At 68.3% G+C, this 18,959-nt stretch carries 18 protein-coding genes; 7 read left to right on the top strand and 11 right to left on the bottom strand.

The genetic code is table 11. The annotated features are described in order from the left end of the window. Positions 1-88: 88 nt before the first annotated feature. Complete coding sequence (locus tag OV287_RS26240; RefSeq protein ID WP_267536777.1) at positions 89-1,387, top strand: hypothetical protein; 1,299 nt, start codon at positions 89-91, stop codon at positions 1,385-1,387. A gap of 6 nt (positions 1,388-1,393) precedes the next feature. Here OV287_RS26240 and OV287_RS26245 read toward each other — a convergent pair whose 3' ends face one another. From OV287_RS26245 to OV287_RS26270, 6 genes are all read right to left on the bottom strand, one after another. Continuing rightward, positions 1,394-2,530: an ABC transporter permease gene (locus OV287_RS26245; protein ID WP_267536778.1), complete on the bottom strand. Its 1,137-nt coding sequence runs from the start codon at positions 2,528-2,530 to the stop codon at positions 1,394-1,396. Next, positions 2,527-3,534, bottom strand: coding sequence for an ABC transporter ATP-binding protein (locus tag OV287_RS26250; RefSeq protein ID WP_267536779.1), 1,008 nt, complete (start codon positions 3,532-3,534; stop codon positions 2,527-2,529). The genes OV287_RS26245 and OV287_RS26250 overlap by 4 nt, the downstream gene beginning before the upstream one ends. Beyond that, entirely contained in the window at positions 3,531-4,580 is a 1,050-nt protein-coding gene (locus OV287_RS26255; protein WP_267536780.1) for an HlyD family secretion protein, read from the bottom strand. Before OV287_RS26255 ends, OV287_RS26250 begins: the two co-directional genes overlap by 4 nt. Before the next feature lie 150 nt (positions 4,581-4,730). After that, positions 4,731-6,851, bottom strand: coding sequence for an ATP-binding protein (locus OV287_RS26260; RefSeq protein WP_267536781.1), 2,121 nt, complete (start codon positions 6,849-6,851; stop codon positions 4,731-4,733). A 221-nt stretch (positions 6,852-7,072) separates the two neighbouring features. Next, positions 7,073-8,644 carry a sigma-54-dependent Fis family transcriptional regulator gene (locus tag OV287_RS26265; protein WP_267536782.1) on the bottom strand — a complete coding sequence of 524 codons (1,572 nt, stop codon included), beginning with the start codon at positions 8,642-8,644 and terminating at the stop codon, positions 7,073-7,075. Between the two features lie 13 nt (positions 8,645-8,657). Then, complete coding sequence (locus OV287_RS26270) at positions 8,658-9,503, bottom strand: MBL fold metallo-hydrolase (RefSeq protein WP_267536783.1); 846 nt, start codon at positions 9,501-9,503, stop codon at positions 8,658-8,660. 279 nt (positions 9,504-9,782) lie between these two features. Here OV287_RS26270 and OV287_RS26275 point away from each other — a divergent pair, with 279 nt between their 5' ends. The 5 genes from OV287_RS26275 to OV287_RS26295 all read left to right on the top strand — a co-directional run bounded on the left by OV287_RS26275 (position 9,783) and on the right by OV287_RS26295 (position 13,657). Continuing rightward, complete coding sequence (locus OV287_RS26275) at positions 9,783-10,400, top strand: hypothetical protein (RefSeq protein ID WP_267536784.1); 618 nt, start codon at positions 9,783-9,785, stop codon at positions 10,398-10,400. After that, the gene (locus tag OV287_RS26280) at positions 10,397-11,452 is read left to right on the top strand and encodes an SPFH domain-containing protein (RefSeq protein ID WP_267536785.1); all 1,056 of its coding nucleotides are present in this window, start codon (positions 10,397-10,399) and stop codon (positions 11,450-11,452) included. Before OV287_RS26275 ends, OV287_RS26280 begins: the two co-directional genes overlap by 4 nt. A 5-nt stretch (positions 11,453-11,457) precedes the next feature. Beyond that, positions 11,458-12,510, top strand: a complete 1,053-nt coding sequence (locus tag OV287_RS26285) for an SPFH domain-containing protein (RefSeq protein WP_267536786.1) — start codon at positions 11,458-11,460, stop codon at positions 12,508-12,510. Between the two features lie 341 nt (positions 12,511-12,851). Further along, positions 12,852-13,259 (top strand): suppressor of fused domain protein, encoded by a 408-nt coding sequence (locus OV287_RS26290; protein WP_267536787.1) that lies wholly within the window; start codon positions 12,852-12,854, stop codon positions 13,257-13,259. 26 nt (positions 13,260-13,285) lie between these two features. Next, positions 13,286-13,657, top strand: a complete 372-nt coding sequence (locus OV287_RS26295; protein ID WP_267536788.1) for a DUF2019 domain-containing protein — start codon at positions 13,286-13,288, stop codon at positions 13,655-13,657. A gap of 2 nt (positions 13,658-13,659) precedes the next feature. Here OV287_RS26295 and OV287_RS26300 read toward each other — a convergent pair whose 3' ends face one another. The 3 genes from OV287_RS26300 to OV287_RS26310 are packed head-to-tail and all read right to left on the bottom strand — an operon-like array spanning position 13,660 to position 16,141. Further along, positions 13,660-14,676: an MlaD family protein gene (locus OV287_RS26300; protein ID WP_267536789.1), complete on the bottom strand. Its 1,017-nt coding sequence runs from the start codon at positions 14,674-14,676 to the stop codon at positions 13,660-13,662. After that, on the bottom strand, positions 14,669-15,391 hold the full coding sequence (locus OV287_RS26305; RefSeq protein ID WP_267536790.1) for an ATP-binding cassette domain-containing protein: 723 nt from the start codon (positions 15,389-15,391) through the stop codon (positions 14,669-14,671). The genes OV287_RS26300 and OV287_RS26305 overlap by 8 nt, the downstream gene beginning before the upstream one ends. A 6-nt stretch (positions 15,392-15,397) precedes the next feature. Further along, on the bottom strand, positions 15,398-16,141 hold the full coding sequence (locus OV287_RS26310) for an MlaE family ABC transporter permease (protein ID WP_267536791.1): 744 nt from the start codon (positions 16,139-16,141) through the stop codon (positions 15,398-15,400). A 535-nt stretch (positions 16,142-16,676) separates the two neighbouring features. On the opposite strand from OV287_RS26310, the gene OV287_RS26315 reads away from it, so the two are divergent. After that, entirely contained in the window at positions 16,677-17,411 is a 735-nt protein-coding gene (locus tag OV287_RS26315; RefSeq protein ID WP_267536792.1) for an alpha/beta hydrolase family protein, read from the top strand. 75 nt (positions 17,412-17,486) lie between these two features. On the opposite strand, the gene OV287_RS26320 is transcribed toward OV287_RS26315, so the two are convergent. Beyond that, positions 17,487-18,263: an MlaE family ABC transporter permease gene (locus OV287_RS26320; RefSeq protein ID WP_267536793.1), complete on the bottom strand. Its 777-nt coding sequence runs from the start codon at positions 18,261-18,263 to the stop codon at positions 17,487-17,489. After that, entirely contained in the window at positions 18,260-18,958 is a 699-nt protein-coding gene (locus OV287_RS26325; protein WP_267536794.1) for an ABC transporter ATP-binding protein, read from the bottom strand. Before OV287_RS26325 ends, OV287_RS26320 begins: the two co-directional genes overlap by 4 nt. Position 18,959 lies beyond the last annotated feature (1 nt).

Raw genomic sequence — 18,959 nt, forward strand, 5'->3', positions numbered from 1 at the left:
GGGCCGGCCAAGAGTGTGGGCTCTTATGGTACGGACGTTGCGTTCGCAGCATCCAGGCACCCATTGACCCCTCGACCCCAGGGAAGCCATGAAGAATGCTCGATTCGCCGCAGTGATCGTCTCGGTGGGACTCTGCTCGGCCACCCACGCACTGGCCCAGACCCCCGGCACCGGTGATGCCACCCCTCCGTCCGCCACCCAGTCCACTCCGACTCCCACTCCGCCGCCGGCCACCGCTTCAGCCCCGGCCGCCGCCGAGAGCGACGAGCTCCTCTTCCGGTTCTACGGCACGCTCAACCCGCGCTTCGTGCTGGCCAACGGAGCGGTGGAGTCCTTCAGCCAGCCCAATGCCTCGGCCATCACCGCCGCGGGCAACCCCGTCTACGCCAACTTCCCGGACGACTCCCGTCACTCCTTCCAGGTGGCGCAGTCGCGCGTGGGGTTCTGGCTCAACGAAAAGGGGCCCCTGAAGGCGCAGGTCGAAATCGACTTCGTGGACTTCACCAAGGCCACCCCCACTGTCGCCAGCTTGCCCCGCCTGCGTATTGCGCGCGTGGACTACTCCTTCCATTCCGTCCACACGGTGTCCCTGGGGCAGGACTGGGATCTGCACGCCCCCCTCAATCCGCACGGCATCAACCTGGTGGGAGCGCTCTTCCAGTCGGGGAACAGCGGCTTCATGCGCCAGCAGTTCAAATACTTCTACACCACGCCGAGCTTCGAGCTGGGAGCGGCGGTGGGCTTTCCCGCCCCCAACGTCACGCCCAAGGATGCGTTCCTCGAGATTGGCGCGCTGCCCACCTTTGCCGTGCGCGGAACCTACAAGTTCGGCAAGAGCCGAGTCGGCGCATCGGCCATCGCCACGCGGATCCCCTTCAACTTCAAGGCTCCGGACGAGCGCTTCGCCGCGGCCTTCGCCGCCGCTCTCTTCTCGGAGCTCTCGCCCTCCGAGCACACCAACATCCGGGTGGAGCTCAACTTCGGGCAGAACTCCGCCAACCTGGGCCTGCTGACGCTCGCACAGGGCCGCGCCGCCGAGGACCTGCAGGAGTTGGGAGGCTATATCTCGGTCCGCCAGGTGTTGACGGGCATGCACTCCGTCTACGGCATGGCGGGCTACCAGAAGGTGCTCGAGCCCTCGAAGGTGGTGCCCAGCTACGATAACCCCCCCACGGGTAGCGCCACCCTCTCGGGCACGGGTCCCGGGATGCTGCACAACGGCACGGTGCGCCTGGGCTACGAGATCAAGCCCATTCGCAGGCTGGCCTTCGTGCTGGAGGGCTTCCTCTTCCAGTCGCACTTCCAGCTGCAACCAGCGGACGTGGGAAATTTCAACGCGAATCGCACCACGCTGGGCCTCGAGACGGGCGCCATCCTGACCTTCTGAGTGAACTCAAGCCGTCACCTTCTGGAACTGGCGCACGCTCAGCCCGAGCAGCGCGGCGGAGAGGGCCATCAATGCAAGCACGTTGGGCAGCAGATCCATCAGCCCCGCGCCGCGCAGCACCACGCCGCGCATGATCTCCACCATGTGCGTGGCTGGAAGGATCCGCCCGAGCGCGTACAGGGGCCACGGCAGGCCAGACACCGGGAAGATGTAGCCGCTGAGGAAGATGGACGGGAGAATGAAGAGCTGAGACATCTGCTGGGCCTGCGCCTGGGTCTTCGCGCGCGTGGAGACGAACAGCCCCAGGGACAGCAGCGCGAACAGGTACACCACGGCCATCGCGAAGAGGAACACCAGGTTGCCCCGGATGGGCACGCTGAAGGCGAAGCGCATGGCCAGCAGGATGAGCGTCATTTCCCCCATGCCCAGCAGCAGATAGGGCACCAGCTTCCCCAGCATCAGCCCGAGCGGGTGTACAGGCGTCACCAGGAGCTGCTCCAGCGTGCCCTTCTCCCGCTCGCGCACGATGGCCACCGCCGTGAGCAGCGTGGCGACGATCTGCAGCAGCACGGCCACCAACCCCGGGATGATGTAGTTGGCCGTGCGGCCGCTCGGGTTGAAGAGGATGAGCGGGCGCGCATCGATGACCGGCTCGGCCGCGGAGCCGATCCGCTCGGAGACCGCCTCCAGGTTCAACTTCGCCGCCAGCCCGTTCACCGCCGCCAGCGCCTGCGAGCTGACCACCGAGTCCGAGCCATCGATGAGCACCAGCATCGAGGCGTGCTTGCCGGGTGCGGCCCCCACTCGCGCGGCACCGAACTGTGGAGGCACCACCACGCCCACCTTGGCCCGGCCCTGGATGATCCGCTCGCGAGCCTCGCTCGGGTCCGAGGTCACCAGCACCACGTGAAAGGTCTCGGTGGCCTCGAGCTGCTCTACCAGCTCGCGGCTGGCGCTCGTCCGGTCCTGGTCCACCACCACCGTGGGCACGTGCCGCACCGTCTGATCCAGGAACCCGAACAGGATGAGCTGGAAGAGGGGAATGGAGAGCGCGGCCATGAGCGTGGCTCGGTCCCTCCGCACATGGACGAACTCCTTGCGCATGACGGCGACGAAGGAGTCCCAGATGGCACTCAGCTTCATGGGTGCACCTCCGCGAGCCTGGTGCCGGGGAGCGCTGCTGGGCCCGGACTCTCTCGCTCGCGTGCGGCCTGCTCGGTGAGCGCCACGAAGACGTCCTCCAGCGAGGGCGTGATGGGACGGACCTCCGCTCCGGGGAAACCCGCTTCCTCCAACCGTGCGAGCACCTCGGTGTCCGTCAGTCCCGTGTCCACCAGCACCTCCACGGACTGTCCGAAGAGGGTTGTGCCGTAGCACCAGGGCACGGTTCTCAGGAAGGCGAGCGCGCGTGCCGGGTGCGGTGTCTCCACCGCCAGTCGGCGTTGGCCCGGACGGTGGACCGCGGGCAGTTGCTTGAGCTCCTCCGGCGTGCCCGTGACGAGCAGCTTCGACAGGTACAGGTACCCCACCTCGCCACAGCGCTCGGCTTCGTCCATGTAGTGCGTGGTGACGAAGAGCGTGACGCCCTCGGCGGCCAGCAGGAAGAGCAAGTCCCACAGCTCACGCCGAGCCACCGGATCAATGCCGGCCGTGGGCTCATCGAGGAACACCACCTGCGGCTGGTGCATCAGCGCCGCCCCGAGCGCCAGCCGCTGCTTCCACCCGCCCGACAGCAGCCCCGCCCGCCGCTCCAGGTACGGGCCGATGTGCGTGAGCTCCACCGCCGCCTCCAGCCGCTGCCTCGCGCGCTCTCCGGACAGGCCGTAGATACGGGCGTAGAACCGGAGGTTCTCCAGGACGGTGAGATCCTCGTACAGGGAGAAGCGCTGGCTCATGTAGCCGATGCGGCGGCGGATCTCCTCGCCCTCGCGCGCCACGTCCAGGCCGAGCACCCGGGCTCCGCCCTCGGAGGGAGCCAGCAGCCCGCAGAGGATGCGGATGAGCGTGGACTTGCCGCTGCCATTGGGCCCGAGCAGCCCGTAGATGGAGCCGCCGTGGACTTCGAGATCCACGCGGTCCAACGCGGTGAAGTCCCCGAAGCGCCGGGTCAGCCCCTGGACGGAGATGGCGGGCTCGGGCGCGCTCACTTCGGCACCGTGACGTACGCGGCCATCCCCGCGCGCAGCGGGTGCTGGCCGTTCTGGCGCAGGCCGATGCGCGTGGCGAAGACCTGCGAGGCGCGCTCGTCCGGCGTCTGGAGGTTGCGCGGGGTGTACTCGCCCTGCGTGGCGATGTTCTCCACCACGCCCGTGAAGGTGCGCTCTGGGAAGGAGTCCACGTGCACGGGGAGCTCGCTTCCCGGTTGCAGCCTGCCAAGGTGCGTCTCCGGTATGAAGATGCGCACGTAGACCTGGTCATCCTCCACCAGCGTGGCCGCGGTGGCATTGGGCGCGAGCAGGTCTCCGGGCCGCAAGTCCAGGGACTCCACCCGAGAGGCCACGGGCGCGCGGATGGTCAGCTCCCCCTGCGCCACATTGATGGCCTCCAACCGTCCCCGCGCAGTATCCACCAGCCCTTGCTGCGCACGGACATCCGCGTCCGTCCCCTGTTCCAACTCCTGGAGCCTGAAACGGCGGGCGTCGCGCTCGGCACGGGCCTGGCGAAGTGAGGCCTCGGCGGTATCGAGCTCGGCGCGGGTGTTCACCTGCTGCTGGAAGAGGGTGCGAGCGCGCCGTGCATCCAGCTCTGCCTTGTCCAGGCCCACCTGGGCGGCGGTGAGCTCGGCGCGGGCTCGGGCCACCTGCTCGGCGAGGCTGCCGGTTCCTCGCGTGAGTCCAGGGCCCCTCAGCTTGTCGAGCGCGGCCTGGGCCTGGAGGAGCTGTCCCTCTGCCTGGAGGCGCTGGGCTGGCAGGTCTCCCTCTTCGAGAATCATCAGGGGTTGGCCAGGCTCCACGCGCTCGCCCTCACGGACGAGCACCTCCTTCACCCGGCCACCCACGCGCGAGCCCACGGCGATGTCCCGGGCCTCCACGGTGCCAGCCCAGGTGTACGGCTGGCGGGCCGCCCAGGCTCGGTAACCCGTCCAGGCAAGCAGCGCGATGGCCACCAGTCCTAGGGGAATGAGCCGCCGGGGTTGCTCGCGCACCTTGCGAGTGACCGCCACCTTGCGGGGCAACGCCGCCACTGTCCCCATGTGAGCCACCATCCCGGACACAGCCCCTCGCGGCCGCGCCCCTGTGTGCACTCCTCGTCGAGGGTCTTCACGGGAGGAGGAGGGGAGAAGCGGCGCGTGACTCACCCCGCGGTATGGGGCGGCCGCTCGGCCGCACCCTCCCGGTTTCCATCAAGGGCCAGCTGCTTCGCCGTCCGGCTCGAATGGGGGATGCGTGGGGGCCTGGCGCGACGTCACCTCTGGCACGGGCTGTTGCTCGGGGAGCCGCGGCAGGCGGACGCGCACGTGAGTGCCTTTGCCCGCCTGACTCTCCAACTCCACCTCGCCCCCATGGAGCAGGAGGAGGCCTCGCGAGAGGTACAGCCCCAGACCCATCCCGCCGCGATCATGGGGCGTTCCCGCATGAGCGCGGTAGAAGCGCTCGAAGAGCCGCTCCCGTTGCTCCTCCGAGATGCCGATGCCCTCATCCCGGATGGAGACCTCCACCTCCCCCCCATCCACGGTGAGCGCTATCTCCACGGGAGTGCCCGCGACCGAGTAGCGCGCGGCGTTGTCCATCAGCTCGGAGAGCACCTGCTCCAGCCGTGCCCTATCGCCGAGCACCCACGCGTCTGGCCCCGGCTGCACGTGAATCGGATGGCGCGGATGGTGGGCAGCGGTGAGCGCGGCGGCCGTTTCCACCAACGAGCGCAGACGCAGCTCCTTCTTTTCGAAGTGCAGTCGGCCGAGCTGGAGCTGGGAGGCATCCAGCAACGTGCGCACCACCCGGTCCATCCGGTCCGCGCCACGGCTGATGCCCTCGAGCTGACGGCGCAGCACGGGGGCCGGATGCGCCGTCCGGCAGGCGAGCTGGGCAAAGGACTTCATCACCGCCAGAGGCGTCTTCAGCTCGTGCGCGGCCATCTTCACGAACTCGCTCTGGAGACGCTCCAGCTCGATGGCCTGGGTGACGTCGCGTCCCACCGCCACGGCGGCGACGACGAGGCCCGACTCATCCCGGATGGGGGCAGCGTTCACCCGCACGACTCGCATCCGGTTCAGCGGGGGCAGGGTGAGGACGAACTCGGTGTCGATCACCTCCTCACCCTTCAAGGCCCGGAGGAGGGGCAGGGACTCGAAGGCCAGCTCCTGCCCATCCAATCCCTGGGGGGAGTGCTCCTGGAACTCGGTGTCGAGGCGATGGCCCTCGAATGAGGAGTACCCGAAGAGCGCCAGCGCGGCCCGGTTGGCGAGGGTGATGTTTCTCTCGGCATCGACCACCATGACGGCTTCGACCATGCTCTCGATGATGGCCTGGAGCTCCGCCGAGCGCCGCCGGACCTGGGCGAGCAGCCGCCGCCGCTCCTCCTCCTGTCGCTGGCGTTCGGCGAGCGTCCGGAGCAGGGCTCGGGTCCTCTCGGAGCGGGCCATGACCATTCCGCTTGCTCCCAGCCCCATCCAGAGCAGCACGCCCAGGGCCACCAGCAACCACCGCTCGCGGCGTACGTCCGAGAACAGCATGTCCTCTGTTGTCGAGGCGAACACCCTCCAGCCGGTTGTCGGGACGCGCACCTCGGTGGTGCGCCTCTCACGGTCCAAGCCGTGCTCGCGCTCCCACGCTTGCAGGTCCTCGAGCGTGAGCTCGGCAATGCTCAGTGGAGAGCGTCCGCGCTTGTGTGCCCAGGCGAGGAGCTCCTTCTCCCGCGGGTGCGCGATGAGCGCGCCTTGGGGGCTGACGAGATAGAGGGTCTCCGCTGGGGAGACGTTGGCCTGGCGGACCACCTCTCCGATCATGGGGAGGGTGAGATCCAGGCTCACGACCCCCCGCTGCCGGCCCTGGTCGTCGAAGAAGGCCCTCGTCAGAGCCACATATGTCTGGTCCAGATCGAAGTAGGGCTCGGTGACGGTGATGAGCCCGCCACGCTGCGACGCAAGCAGGTACCAACCTTGACGGGGGTAGTCATAGGAGGACGTGGACCAGTCGTAGGTGATGACCTGGGGTGCGCCTCGTCTACTCCGGTCTTGGTAGACATAGGGGCCCATGTAGTGCACGCCGGGCTCGAACTGGCCGGGCTCGAACCACAACCCGAGCCCATAGACCATGTGCGTCGGGCCGGAGGCCAGCATCCGGCGGAGCAGGTCCTCGACCTCATGTTTCCCCTGGATGGGACTCGCGAGCGCGGCCAGGGTATCCAGGAGCTGCTCCGAGGCGTGGAGCGGATAGCCGAGCGCGGTCGCCAGCTCGTGAGCACGAGCGGTCTGCTGGGCAAGGGCCTCCTGCTCCTGGCCGTGACGTGCCCTTTTCTCGAACATGAGCAGGCCGCAGGTGAGCGCTACGCCCAATCCCACGACCAGCAGCAGGGCGAGCGAGGGCGGCCAGTGCGCGGATGCCTCCTGTCGGTCTCCCTCCGGGTTTTTACCTCGTGGCGATGGAATCCCTCCTGCTCATCCTTCATGGATGAGGGCCTGAGAGGGTCCTGCCAAGGGGGCGATACGGGCGGCCCGTTCGCGCGCCACAGGTCCGGGCATCGGGGCTACCCCTCGTCCGCGATGCCGTACTCCTTCAGCTTCCGGCCCAGCGTGTTGCGGCCGATCTGCAGCACCTTCGACGCCGCCGTCCGGTTGCCCTTCACCGAGTCCAGCACTCGCAGGATGTGCCGCTTCTCCACCTCGGCCAGCGGCAGCAGCTCTCCGGTAACACCCTCTACCGCCGCCTCGCTGCTCTCCACCGGGGCCGGCGCCGCGCCCACCACCTTGGGCAAGGGCAGGTGCTCCTCGAGGATCTCCCCCTCACACAGCACCACCGCGCTCTCGATGCAGTTCTCCAGCTCGCGCACGTTGCCCGGCCACCGGTAGCGCTTGAGCCGCTCCAGCGCCACCCCGCTCAGCCTCGGCAATGGCAGCCGGTGCCGCTTCGCCGACGCCGCGATGAAGTGGCGCGCCAGCCGCTCGATGTCCTCTCCACCGCGCTCGCGCAGCGGCGGCAGCACCAGCTCCACCACCTTGATGCGGTAGTACAGGTCCTCCCGGAACTTCCCGTCCGCCACCATCTTCACCAGATCGCGATTCGTGGCCGCGACGATGCGCACGTCCACCTTGATCGTCTGCGTGCCGCCCACCCGCTCGAACTCCCGATCCTGCAGCACCCGCAGCAGCTTGCCCTGCACCGGCAACGGCAGCTCGCCAATCTCGTCGATGAACACCGTGCCACCATCCGCCGCCTCGAACTTGCCCGGCATCCGGTGGTCCGCGCCCGTGAAGGCTCCCTTCTCGTGGCCGAACAGCTCGTTCTCGATCAGCGACGCCGGCAGCGCCGCGCAGTCCACCTTCACGAAGGGCTTGTCCCGCCTCGGCCCGTTGACGTGCACCGCTCGGGCGAACAGCTCCTTGCCGCACCCGCTCTCGCCGCGCAGCAGCACCGTGGCGTCCGTGGGCGCCGCCTTCTGGATGAGCCGGTAGATGACCTTGAGCGGCTCGGACTCGCCGATGATCCGGTTGAAGAAGTAGCCGACCGGCGCCTGCGGCTGATCCTTCGCCCGCTGCAACTCCTGGTAGAGGCTCGTGCTCTGCAGCGCGTGGCTCACCTGCACCGCGATGGCCATGAGCCGCTCCACGTCATCATCCGTGAAGCGCCCTCCACCGCGCCGGTTGAGCACCTGCAACACCCCGTAGATGTTCCCCACCGAGTCGCGCAGCGGCACCGCGAGGATCGTCGTGGTGCGGTAGCCCGTCAGCCTGTCGATGTCCGCGAAGAAGCGGGTCTCGCCCCGGGCGTCCGGCATGTTGACGGGCTCGCCGTGCGCGGCCACGTAGCCGGCCACGCCCTGGCCCACCTTCACGCGGATCTGCGACACCTCGGGCAGGTGCGCGGCCCGCGAGAACAGCTCGCCGCGCGCTGGATCCAACAACCACAGCGTTCCCCGGTCCGCCTGCATCGTCACCGCGATGCGATCCATCAACGTCTGGAGGAACGCATCGAGATCAATCTCGCGCCCGACGAGCCCGCCGATCGGGAGCAGCACCTGACTGATGTCCGGGGAAGAGGCCATGACGGGCAGGGGGGGAAGCTCGAAGTCCGGGGGAAGACTATCGCAGTGCGGGCCCATGTGCCCCTCCGGATCATCCGCAAGCAGCCCCGAGGACAATGCGCTTGCCCTCGCGCGCCGGCTCGGTGGCGACGAAGTAATTGCGAGCCTCCTCGGCCATGTTCTCCACCTGGTCATCGTTGTGCGCCGGGTCATGGTGGAAGAGGAACAGCCGGCGCGCGTTCACCGCCGAGGCCACCTGGGCCGCGTCCACCATGGTGGAGTGGCCCCAGCCCTTCTTCGGGATGCCCTTCATCCCGTTGTACTCGTCCGGGGTGTACTGGGCGTCCAGGCACAGCGCGTCAGCGCCCTCCATCCACCGCGCCACGCGGGGATCCAACGAGGCCAGGGAGATCTCCATGTCCGTGGCGTAGACGAAGCTGTGGCCGTCCGCCTCCACCCGGTAGGCGAGGCACCCCTGGGGATGCGGCGCGTCGAAGGGCGTCACCCGGAAGGGCCCCACCTCCACCGTGCGTCCGTGCAGCGCCGAGCCGAACGTCATCCGCGAGCGCATGGTGGACAGCGGCACCGGGAAGTTGGGCGGCTCCATCTGCTTGGCCAGCACCGACTCGAGCGCCTGCGCCCCGTCCGTCCCCGGGCCGTACAGCGTCAGCTCCGTGGTGGGCAGGTAGCCCGGCGTGAAGAAGGGGAAGCCCTGCACATGGTCCCAGTGCAGGTGCGAGAAGAAGAGGGTGGCTTTCTGCGGCGCGCCCTCGCGCATCATCGCCTCGCCCAGCGCCCGGATGCCCGTGCCCGCGTCCAGAATGAGCCGGTGCCCCTGGCTCACCACCTCCAGGCACGAGGTGTTGCCTCCGATCCGCGCCGCGTGCGCCCCCGACACCGCGATGCTCCCCCTCACTCCGTAGAATCGCACTTCCATGGTCGCTCCTCCTCGAAGGCTGCTGGGGCGCTCCATTCCGGCCGCCCCTTCTGCCCCTGGGAAAAGCAAGGACGTTGCCAACGTCAAATGGCTGGAATTGCTGGGAATCCGGGGCGGTGGGATAGATCGATCGCGCCATTCCGGCGCACCTGGATGGAGCGCACGGTCCGATCCGGATCGATCGGGGGCGCGTGGGGTAGCCGGGCATTGTGTGGGAATGGACGCACATGGAAGACTCGGCGCGCCGCCCCTTTGTGCGGCAAGAGGGGGAACTTCCGCGTGTATCCCGATCGCTTCCGGCTGCCCCAGGTCACCGAGCATGTGCTGACGTGGCTGGAGCGGCGCCGGCCCGGGTTCGGAGAGTGGGACGGAGAGGTGGAGGCGCAGCTGCTGGCCGAGGCGCGGCTGGCGCTGGCGGACGTGGCCCGGCGCTTCGCCGAGGTGGCGGAGGATCCCGGCTACTGGGAGCGCCTGGAGCGCAGCATCTTCACGGTGGCGCTGCCGCGCTACTTCCAGCTCACCCGGGAGCATCACGGGCTGCAACGGGCCAGGTACGGGCTGTGGCGAGGGGGGGATCTGATCTCGCGGGCGGCCTACACGGGGGTGGGTATCGCCGCGGCGGTGGTGATCGCCGTGACGGCGGTGCCGGACTGGATGGAGCCGCTGCCTTTCGCGCTCATCCTCTTCGGGCCCTTCTTGCCGGACATGCAGCAGTCTTTCTTCGAGCGCCGCTACCGGCGGCAGCTCGCCACGCTGGTACATGACATGGGTGTGGAGCAGCAACAGCTCGAGGCGTATCGGCCCCTGGACGAGCCCGTCCGGCCGGCGCTCGAGCGCCTCTCCGAGCCGGAGTCCCCGGAGCGGAGCGGTGGGTCCTCTTCGAAGGAGAAGGTATGAGCAAGGCGGGAGATCAGATCCTCTCGGCCCTGAAGCAGCCCCGGATGCGGCTGCTCTGGCCGATAGGTGTGCTGCTGTTCGGTGGCCTCTTTGCGTACAACGCATGCACCGTCTACATCCGGCCGTACGAGAGTGGGGTGAAGCAGGTCATCCTGGGTGGAGAGAAGGGCATCCGGGACACGGTGTATGGACCGGGGCTGCACTGGGTGACGCCGGGGGCCGAGCGCATGCACCGCTTCCCCATGGATCTGCAACTGCTGGAGATGGCGGACAACCCCTCCGAGGTGGGCGAGGGCGCGGATCACCGCGTGGTGCGAGCCATCAAGATCCAGACGTCTGAGGGCTACACGGTGTCCGCGGACGTCACAGTGCTCTACCGCATCGAGAACCCGTACAAGGTGATGACGCAGATTGGCCCGGGGCGGCTGTACGAGGACTCGGCGGTGATTCCGCGAGCGGAGCAGGTGCTGCGCCGGACGCTGGGCGAGATGGACGCGGATGACTTCTACAAGGGAGACCGGCGCGACAAGGCGGTGGCGCAGGCGCAAAAGCTGCTGGTCGCGGAGCTAGAGCCCAAGGGCATCAAAGTGACGCACGTGCTGCTGCGGCAGTACCGGTACGACTCGCGCTACCAGCAGGCCATCGAGCAGCGGAAGATCCAGGACCAGTCGGTCTTCAAGAACATGGCGGAGGCCGCGGCGGCGCAGGCCGAGGCGGAGAAGAACAAGATCATCGCCCAGGGCCAGGCCACGGTGCAGGTGGAGCTGTCGCGCGGAGACGCGGAGGTGGCCAAGCTACGCTCGGAGGCGGATCTGTACCGGCGCACCAAGGCGGCCGAGGGCGATCTGGTGGTGAAGTTGGCCAGGGCCAAGGGAATCGAGCTGGAGAACGCGGCGCTGCGCGGCGCGGGTAGCGAGAACATGGTGGGCCTGAAGATGGCGGACGTGCTGGGCGGCACGCAGGTGATTGTCGTGCCCACGGACGGCGAGGGCGGGGTGAACCCGTTGGATCTCAACGCGGCGCTCCGGCGCTTCGACGTGAAGGGGATGTGAGCGCCATGAATCGCATGGACTTGCGGATGCTGGGGCTGTTCGTGGTGCTGGCGCTGCCGGTGGTGCAGGGGTGCGCGTGCCACTCCACGGAGGCGAACGAGGTGGGCGTGCTCACGCGGAAGTTCACGTTGGTGGGCTCGCGGGGCGTGCAGCCGGAGACGTACGCACCGGGCGCCACCTACTTCTTCTTCCCGCCGTTCTCCACGGACTGGGACACCTTCGAGACGAAGCTACAGAACCTGCTGATGCGGGCGAAGGCGGAGGGCGAGAGGGGCCGCACGGACGACATCGAGTTCAAGACGGTGGACGGCAACGACATCGCGGTGGACGTGACGGTGGCCTGGCGGATTGATCCCGCGAAGGCGCCGCACCTGATGCAGAAGGTGGGGCGCTCGACGCTGGACGTGGAGAACCGGCTGGTGCGGCCGGCGACGCGAGCGCTGGTGCGTGATGCGCTGAACGTGCTGCGCTCGGAGGACTTCTATACGGCGGACAAGCGCTTCGCGGCGGCGGAGAGCGCGCGCAAGCTGCTGGAGGATGCGCTGCTGCCCGAGGGCGTCATCGTGGAGCAGGTGATTCTGCAGGAGCACCGCTTCAACCCCGAGTACGAGAAGGTGATTCGAGAGAAGAAGCTGGCGGAGCAGACAGCGGAGAAGCTGCGCTCGGAGGCGCAGGCGGCGGCGGAGGAGGCCAAGCGCAACCTGGAGTCGGCCAAGGGCACGGTGTCGCAGAAGATCGCCCAGGCGATGGGGGAGCTGGAGCAAACGAAGCTGGCGGCGGACGCGGAATTGGTGCGGGCCACCAACGAGGCGACGGCGATCCTCAAGGAGGCCGAGGCAAAGTCGAAGGGCATCGCGAAGGAGAACGAGGCGATGGCGGGCGCGGGCGGCCGGACGATGGTGAAGCTGCGCATCGCCGAGGCGCTGATGGGCAAGCAGATCATCTTCATGCCCAGTGGCGGGCGCAGCGGGGCCACGCTGCAGACCATGGACATGAACCAGATCCTCACCCAGTACGCGACGAGCAAGTCCACACAGACATCGAGCAACCAGCAGTGACCACAGCCGCTCCCTCTCCCTTTGGGAGAGGGCTGGGGTGAGGGTCTTCCTGGATATGGAGCATCGGAGCAGAGCGGGTCGCCCGAGCCCCGGAGAGGTCATCCTGATCGTTCCCCACAACTGGGGGACGCTGGAGATCTCGATGCCGTATTGGATGGCGCATGGTCCGGGGCTGCGGCCTGGAATCCAGCCGGTCGCCGCCAGGCATGCGATCACGGGGAAACCTCTTCCGTTGCGCATCCTGCCGCTGCGCTACAGGAATACATGCTTCTCGAGATGGCTCATCCGCGTGGGCCTCCTCCGAGACCCCTGGTCGAAGTCGAGCCAGAACAATCCCTGACATGACGGACTTTGTGAGACCGGGGGTCTGGCGTTGTGAGTTCGTGCTGGTACTTCCGCCAGACCTGGGTGGGGCGAGCTTCAGGTCGGTCGCCTCATTCGTAATGGACTTCGTGCTGTACGCACGGCAACCCGAGGTGAACCTGCGCTCCGGTTGCACCGCGCCTGAATCGAAGCTGCTTCCCGCGGAGTGGCCGACCCGGGCCGTCATGGTGACCGAGCCGCTCGGCGAGCCGGAGGAACTGGAGACCCTCCACGTGGGAACTCAACACGTGAATCTGTGGTGGCTGGTGCCGATCCACGGGGCTGAATACAACCTCATCCAGCAGCAGGGCATCGAGGCATTTCACGCGTTGGAAGAGGCTTCCGAGTGGAGCCTCGCCGATGTCCGCCGTCCACCGCTCGTCTGAGTGGTGGCGTCACTCCTTCCAGATCCATGAGGAAGACACAGATAAAGAAGCTTTCAACGGAAGAGTTGATCGAAAAGGCCAGGCTCCTTTCCGCTGAGAGGTGGCCAGCGATTCATGCGGGCAAACCGAAGGAGGCAAACCGCATGTATGATCTCCTCGTTGCAATTCGCCAGGAGCTGCGGGCAAGAGGTATCGAAGCGCAGCGCCAGTTATTGAAGTTGATCGATGATCCAGACCCGGGAACCCGTTGCTGGGCTGCTGGCTCGGTCTTGGAGTTCGCACCAAGCGAGGGGGAGCGGGTGCTGACCGAAATTGCTAGACACGTTGACGGTCTGGTGGGGTTCTCCGCGGAGAGAACGCTTGAGCAATGGAAGGCAGGCACCTTCAACCCGCCTTGATGTCACTCCTTCCAGAGCATCTTCCACGGGTGCTTGCGCAGATCCGACAGCAGGGTCTTGAGGTCGTCGTACACCTGCTTGTCCTTCTGCAAGGCACCCACCGTGCCCTCTCCGGCCTCGATGCGCGCGAGCAGCCGGTCCGCCTTCGTGGCCATCTGATCGAGCTTCTCGCCCGCCGCCGTGTAGCGCTCCAGCGCCAGCTTCAGCCGCTCGCCATCCTTCGCGTCGAGCCCACCCGTCACCATCGACAGTCCATTGAGCGTCTTCGCCGCCGAGCCGGAGATGCCGGGCAGTTCCCGCTTCATCAGCGCAGCCGTCTCCGCCGCGTCGCCCAGCAGTTGCGCCCCCGTGCCCCCGGGCTGCATGGCCTCTCGCGCGACCTTCGCCAGCATCCGCAGATCCTTCGCCGCAGCGGTCAGATCGCTCGTCAGGGTCTTCAGGTCGCCCCGGTTCTCGCTCAGCACGCCGTCCAGCGTGCCCGTCAGCCGCGACAGGTTGGTTGCCAGGTTGCGCATGCCCTCCGGGTCCTCCGCGAGCGCGCCGCTCGCCACGTCCAGGAAGGCCGAGAGCTGCTGGGCCACCAGATCCAACCTCGGCGCGTCCGTGCCCCGAAGCGAGCCACCAGAGGAGGGCAAGGGAGGTGCGGCTGCGGAACCAGGGTTCAGCTCCAGGTACGGCTCGCCCAGCGGTCCCACGGTGGCCACCGTCACCCGCGTGTCCTCGCGCAGCGCCACCATCGCCTCAGGCTTCACCGAGAGCCCCATGCGCACCGGCATCGGCCGGCCCTGCGCGTCCCTCCGGTCCGGCTCCAGGTGGATGTCCTCCACCCGGCCCACCACCACGCCCCCCAGCTTCACCGGTGCGCCCTTCACCACGTTGCCCGTGTGGCTGAAGTCCACCGAGAGCACCGTGTCGCGGCCCATCGTCAGCTCGCCCATCAGCCACAGCAGCCCGAGCACGCCCACCAGCGCCGCCAGCACCAGCGCGCCCACCTTCATTTCCAAGCGACGCTCATCCATCCGATGCGCTCTCCAGGAAGGGCGCCGTCAGGGCCCGTAGCTCCGGCTCCGAGGATGCCAGGAACGCCTCGGGCGTGCCCAGGAAGGCGCAGCGCCCCCCGCCCACCACCAGCACCCGGTCCGCCAGCGTCCGCAGCAGCCGGTAATCATGGGACACCACCAGCGCGCCCAGCCCTCGCGCCTTCACCGAGGCGAGCACCTCCTCCACCTGCGCTGCTGCCCTCCGGTCCAGCCCCGTGGTGGGCTCGTCCAGCAGCAGGTACTCCGGTCGCAACGCCAGCGCCCGGGCAATGGCCGCCCGCTTCTTCGCCCCCGGTCCCAGCTCCGTGGGCAGCCGATCGGCCGCCGCTTCCAGCCCCACCTGGGCCAGCGCCTCGTGCACCGCCTCCGGAGAGAGGCCCGGGGCCGCCATCGCCACGTTCTCCCGCAGCGTCCGCCAGTCCAGCAGCGCCGGGCCCTGCACCAGGTACGGCGCCCGCTGGCGAAGGGCTCGCAGGGCCCGCTCGGGCAGCGTGTCCACCCGCTCACCGAGCAGTTCCACCCGGCCCGCCTCCGGCTTCAGCAGCCCCACTGCCAGCCGACACAGCACGCTCTTGCCCGCGCCGCTCGCGCCCGCCACGAAGGTCAGCTCGCGCGTGGACAGCTCCGCGCTCAGCCCCGTCAGCACCCGCCGGCCGGATTCGAAGGTCACTGCCACCTCGGAGAAGCGCAGCATTTCCCCTCACACCCCCAGCGCCTGGAAGCCGAGCGCCACCACGAAGGCGATCAACAGGCAGCCGAAGCACGCCGCCACCACTCCGCGCGTGGTGGCCTCGCCCACCGCTTCGGCGCCTCCGCGTGCGGACAGGCCCGCCACCGCCGCCGCCAATGGAATGTAGAGGCCACAGCCTGCCCCCTTCGTCAGCCCCGCCAGCACGTCCCACCCGTCCACGAACCGCGCGTCCATGAAGGCCGTTCCGTCCACCCCGAAGGCCCAGCTCGCCGTGGCCACCGCCGACAGCGTCGCCGCCATCGTCCCCACGATGCACAGCAGCGGCACTCCCACCAGCCCCGCCACCACCCTCGGCGCCACCAGGTCCGCGTAGGGGTCCCCCGCGGACATCTCCAGCGCCTCCACCTGCTCGTTGACGCTCATGGTGGACAGCTCGGCGCTGTGGCTCGCCCCTCCGCGCGCCGCCGCCAGCAGCGCCGACACCACCGGGCCGAACTCACGCACCAGCAGCTCGAAGTAGGGCGGGCCCACCACCGGCAGGTTGCCCGTCACCTTGCGCGCCTGGCTGTCCGCGAACGTCACCAGCACCGCCCCGAAGAAGGCCATCCCCGACATTACCAGCCACATGCTGCGGGAGCCCGTCTCGTGGAGCTGGTGCAGACACTCGCGCCAGGACAGGCCGTTGCGCACGCCCGCCCGCACCGTGCGCGCGAGCATCAAGGCCGAGGCTCCGATGGAGGCGAGGGGGTTCATGGGGGGCGCCGGATGCTACCAGCCTTCGATAGATAGTAATCGTTCACGCCTCTGGCTTGGCCGAGTTCGTCTCTGTAGGCAGGTGCCCTATCTCCGATTCGATCTTGCCCACAATCGTCGAATCCACTCGTTGGCGGAAGCGGGTGGAGCACTGCTTAGCGGAACTCCACCTGGAGCGGATTCGATGAGGTGCAAGAGGGTCCACGCCAAGCCGAAGCAGTCGTCAGGGCCGAAACACGATATCAACTGTGCTGCCTCCTCGTCGGTGACTGGGGCTTCAATCTTCGACAGTAACTCCTCATGAAGGGCGATCTGCCCCTCAGGCGCATTGGAATCAGGTAGTGGGCCCAGCCTGACAAAGGCCGAGACCGTTTCTCGTAGAGTCATTATGGGGAGCGTCGGATGCTACCAGCCATGCGCAACCCTTCGGAAGCATTCAAGCGATACAGCTCATCGATGGAACGGCTCTTCCGACGGTTCCAGAGTCCAGATGACCGTGAGGCCAATTGCCTGATCCCCGCTGTAGACTCCCTGCATGCCCGATGAATACCGGTTCCTCGTGGATGGACGCATCCCCGTGCTCAAGGTGCATGACGAGCCTCGGCCCGGCCCGGCCGTCCTCGTCCTGCACGGGCTCGGTGCGAACGCGGACGCTCAGCGCTCGGAACTGAACGTGCTCGCCACCGGGGGCCTGAGTGCCGTCGGTGTGGACGCTCCGCACCACGGTGCTCGGCGCGACGGGTGGCTCGATGAGATGGCGGGGCTCGGTCCGCCCGAGTCCCATGCCCGCATGCTTCACGCCATTCGCCACGCCACCTACGATGTCTCACGGGTCATCGATCACGTGGTCTCCGAGGGACACTGGCCCATCGGGATCGTCGGCATCTCGTTTGGCGCATACACGGCGCTGGCCGTGGCAGCCAATGACTCGCGGGTGCAGGCCACCGTGTCCATCCTCGGCTCGCCGGACTGGACTCCCCGAGAGGGACCCATCACCGAGGAGATCCGCGAGTTGATGCATCATGCGCCCGTCCACCGCCCCTGGGACTGTGCGCGCCACCCGCTGCTCTTGCTCAACGCGGGTCGTGACAGCATCGTCCCGCCGCACTGGGCCCGCGACTTCGCACATACCATCTGGGCGTGGCACCCCGGGCTGCACGTCGAGCACTTCGAGTACCCGGAGTCGGACCACATGATGCGGCAGGAGGATTGGGACGACGTCTGGCGCTGGACGCTCGGCTTCCTCCAGCGGAACCTCTACCGGGAGTGACCGGCAGCGAATGCGAGGTCCGTGGCACCCTCACCCCGACCCTCTCCCGGAGGGCGAGGGAGTGGAGGCGCGGACTCAGCTCAGCCACATCGCCAGCGTGGTGGTGAGCAGGAAATCCAATAGGAAGATGGCTCCACATCCGTGCACCACCGCGCCGGCCGCCGCCTGACCCACCGCCCGCGCGCCTCCCCGCGCTCGCAGCCCCACCGCCGTCGATACCAGCGCGATGGCCAGCCCGAAGGCGCTCGCCTTCACCATTCCTCCCAGTGCGTCCGTCGCGTGCAGCATCTGCTCGAAGCTGCCGAAGAAGGCCCGCACCGGCAGCCCCAGCGTGAAGAAGGCCGCCACCGACTCGAAGAGCACCGCCACCAGGAAGGTGAGGGCGGATAGGGCAGACACGCTCACGGTCATCGCTACCACGCGCGGCGCCACCAGCACCGCGAAGGGATCCAATCCAATCCCTCTCAGGCCCTCGAGCTGCCCGCCCACCTGCATCGTCGCCAGCTCCGCCGCGTTGCGCGCCCCCAGCCGCGCCGCCATCACCAACCCCAGCAGCAGCGGGCCGAACTCCCACAGCACGGCGTACCCCGCCGCCCACCCGAGGATCGCCCTCGCCCCGAAGCGCTCCACGTACAGCGACGTCTGCACCACCACCGTCGCCCCCGTCAGCGCCGCCGTCGCCAGTGCCAGGGGCAGCGAGCCCCAGCCGAACTGCACCAGTCCGCGCAGCAGCTCGCGGCGATCCATCCGCGCCAGCCCCAGCACCGTACGCGCCAGCACCAGTGCCACCGTCCCCACGCCTCGAACCGCGCCCAGCGTCTCCTGGCCGAGCCACGTCAGCGCCGCCGTCACGCGAGCGCCTCGTCCGTCAGCGTCTCCACCTGCGGGGCGGGCGGGCCGTCATACGTGAGCTGCCCATTGCGCAGATACAGCCAGCGCGAGAGGGGGAGCTCCGGCGGGACGTCGGGCGCGGCAACCACCAGCGAGCCGCTTCCGGCCACCTCCAGGAGCACCCGCGCCACCTGCCTCGCCGTGCCGGGATCCAACCCCGCGAAGGGATCGTCCGCCAGCAGCACCGAAGGACTCGCCGCCAGTGCCCGCGCGATGCCGGCCCGCTTGCGCATTCCTCCGGACAGTCGCTCAGGCAGGGTGTCCGCGGCTTCAGAGAGGCCCACCGCGCGTAGCACCTCGTCCGCGCGCGCCTCCGCCTCCTCGCGGGGCACTCGCCGGCGCTCCAGGGGCAGCAGCACGTTGCGGCGCACGGTCAGCGAGTCGAAGAGGGCATCCGTCTGAAACACCATGCCGAACGCCGCCTGGCGCGCGCGCTTTCCGGCGGGAGCCATCCTGGCCACGTCCTCACCATTCCAGAAGACCTGTCCGCTGGCCGGCGTCACCAGTCCCGCGAGCGCCTTGAGCAACGTCGTCTTGCCCGCGCCCGAGCGCCCCAACACGAGCACCCGGCTGCCGGGCGGAAGAGTACAGGCCACCTCCTGGAGGAGGGGCCGTCCGCCCTGCCGAACCGAGAGCCTGTCCGCGCGCAGCTCCATG

Origin of the sequence: Archangium lansingense (genome assembly GCF_026626635.1) — a bacterium.
Classification (GTDB): Bacteria; Myxococcota; Myxococcia; order Myxococcales; family Myxococcaceae; genus Archangium; species Archangium lansingense.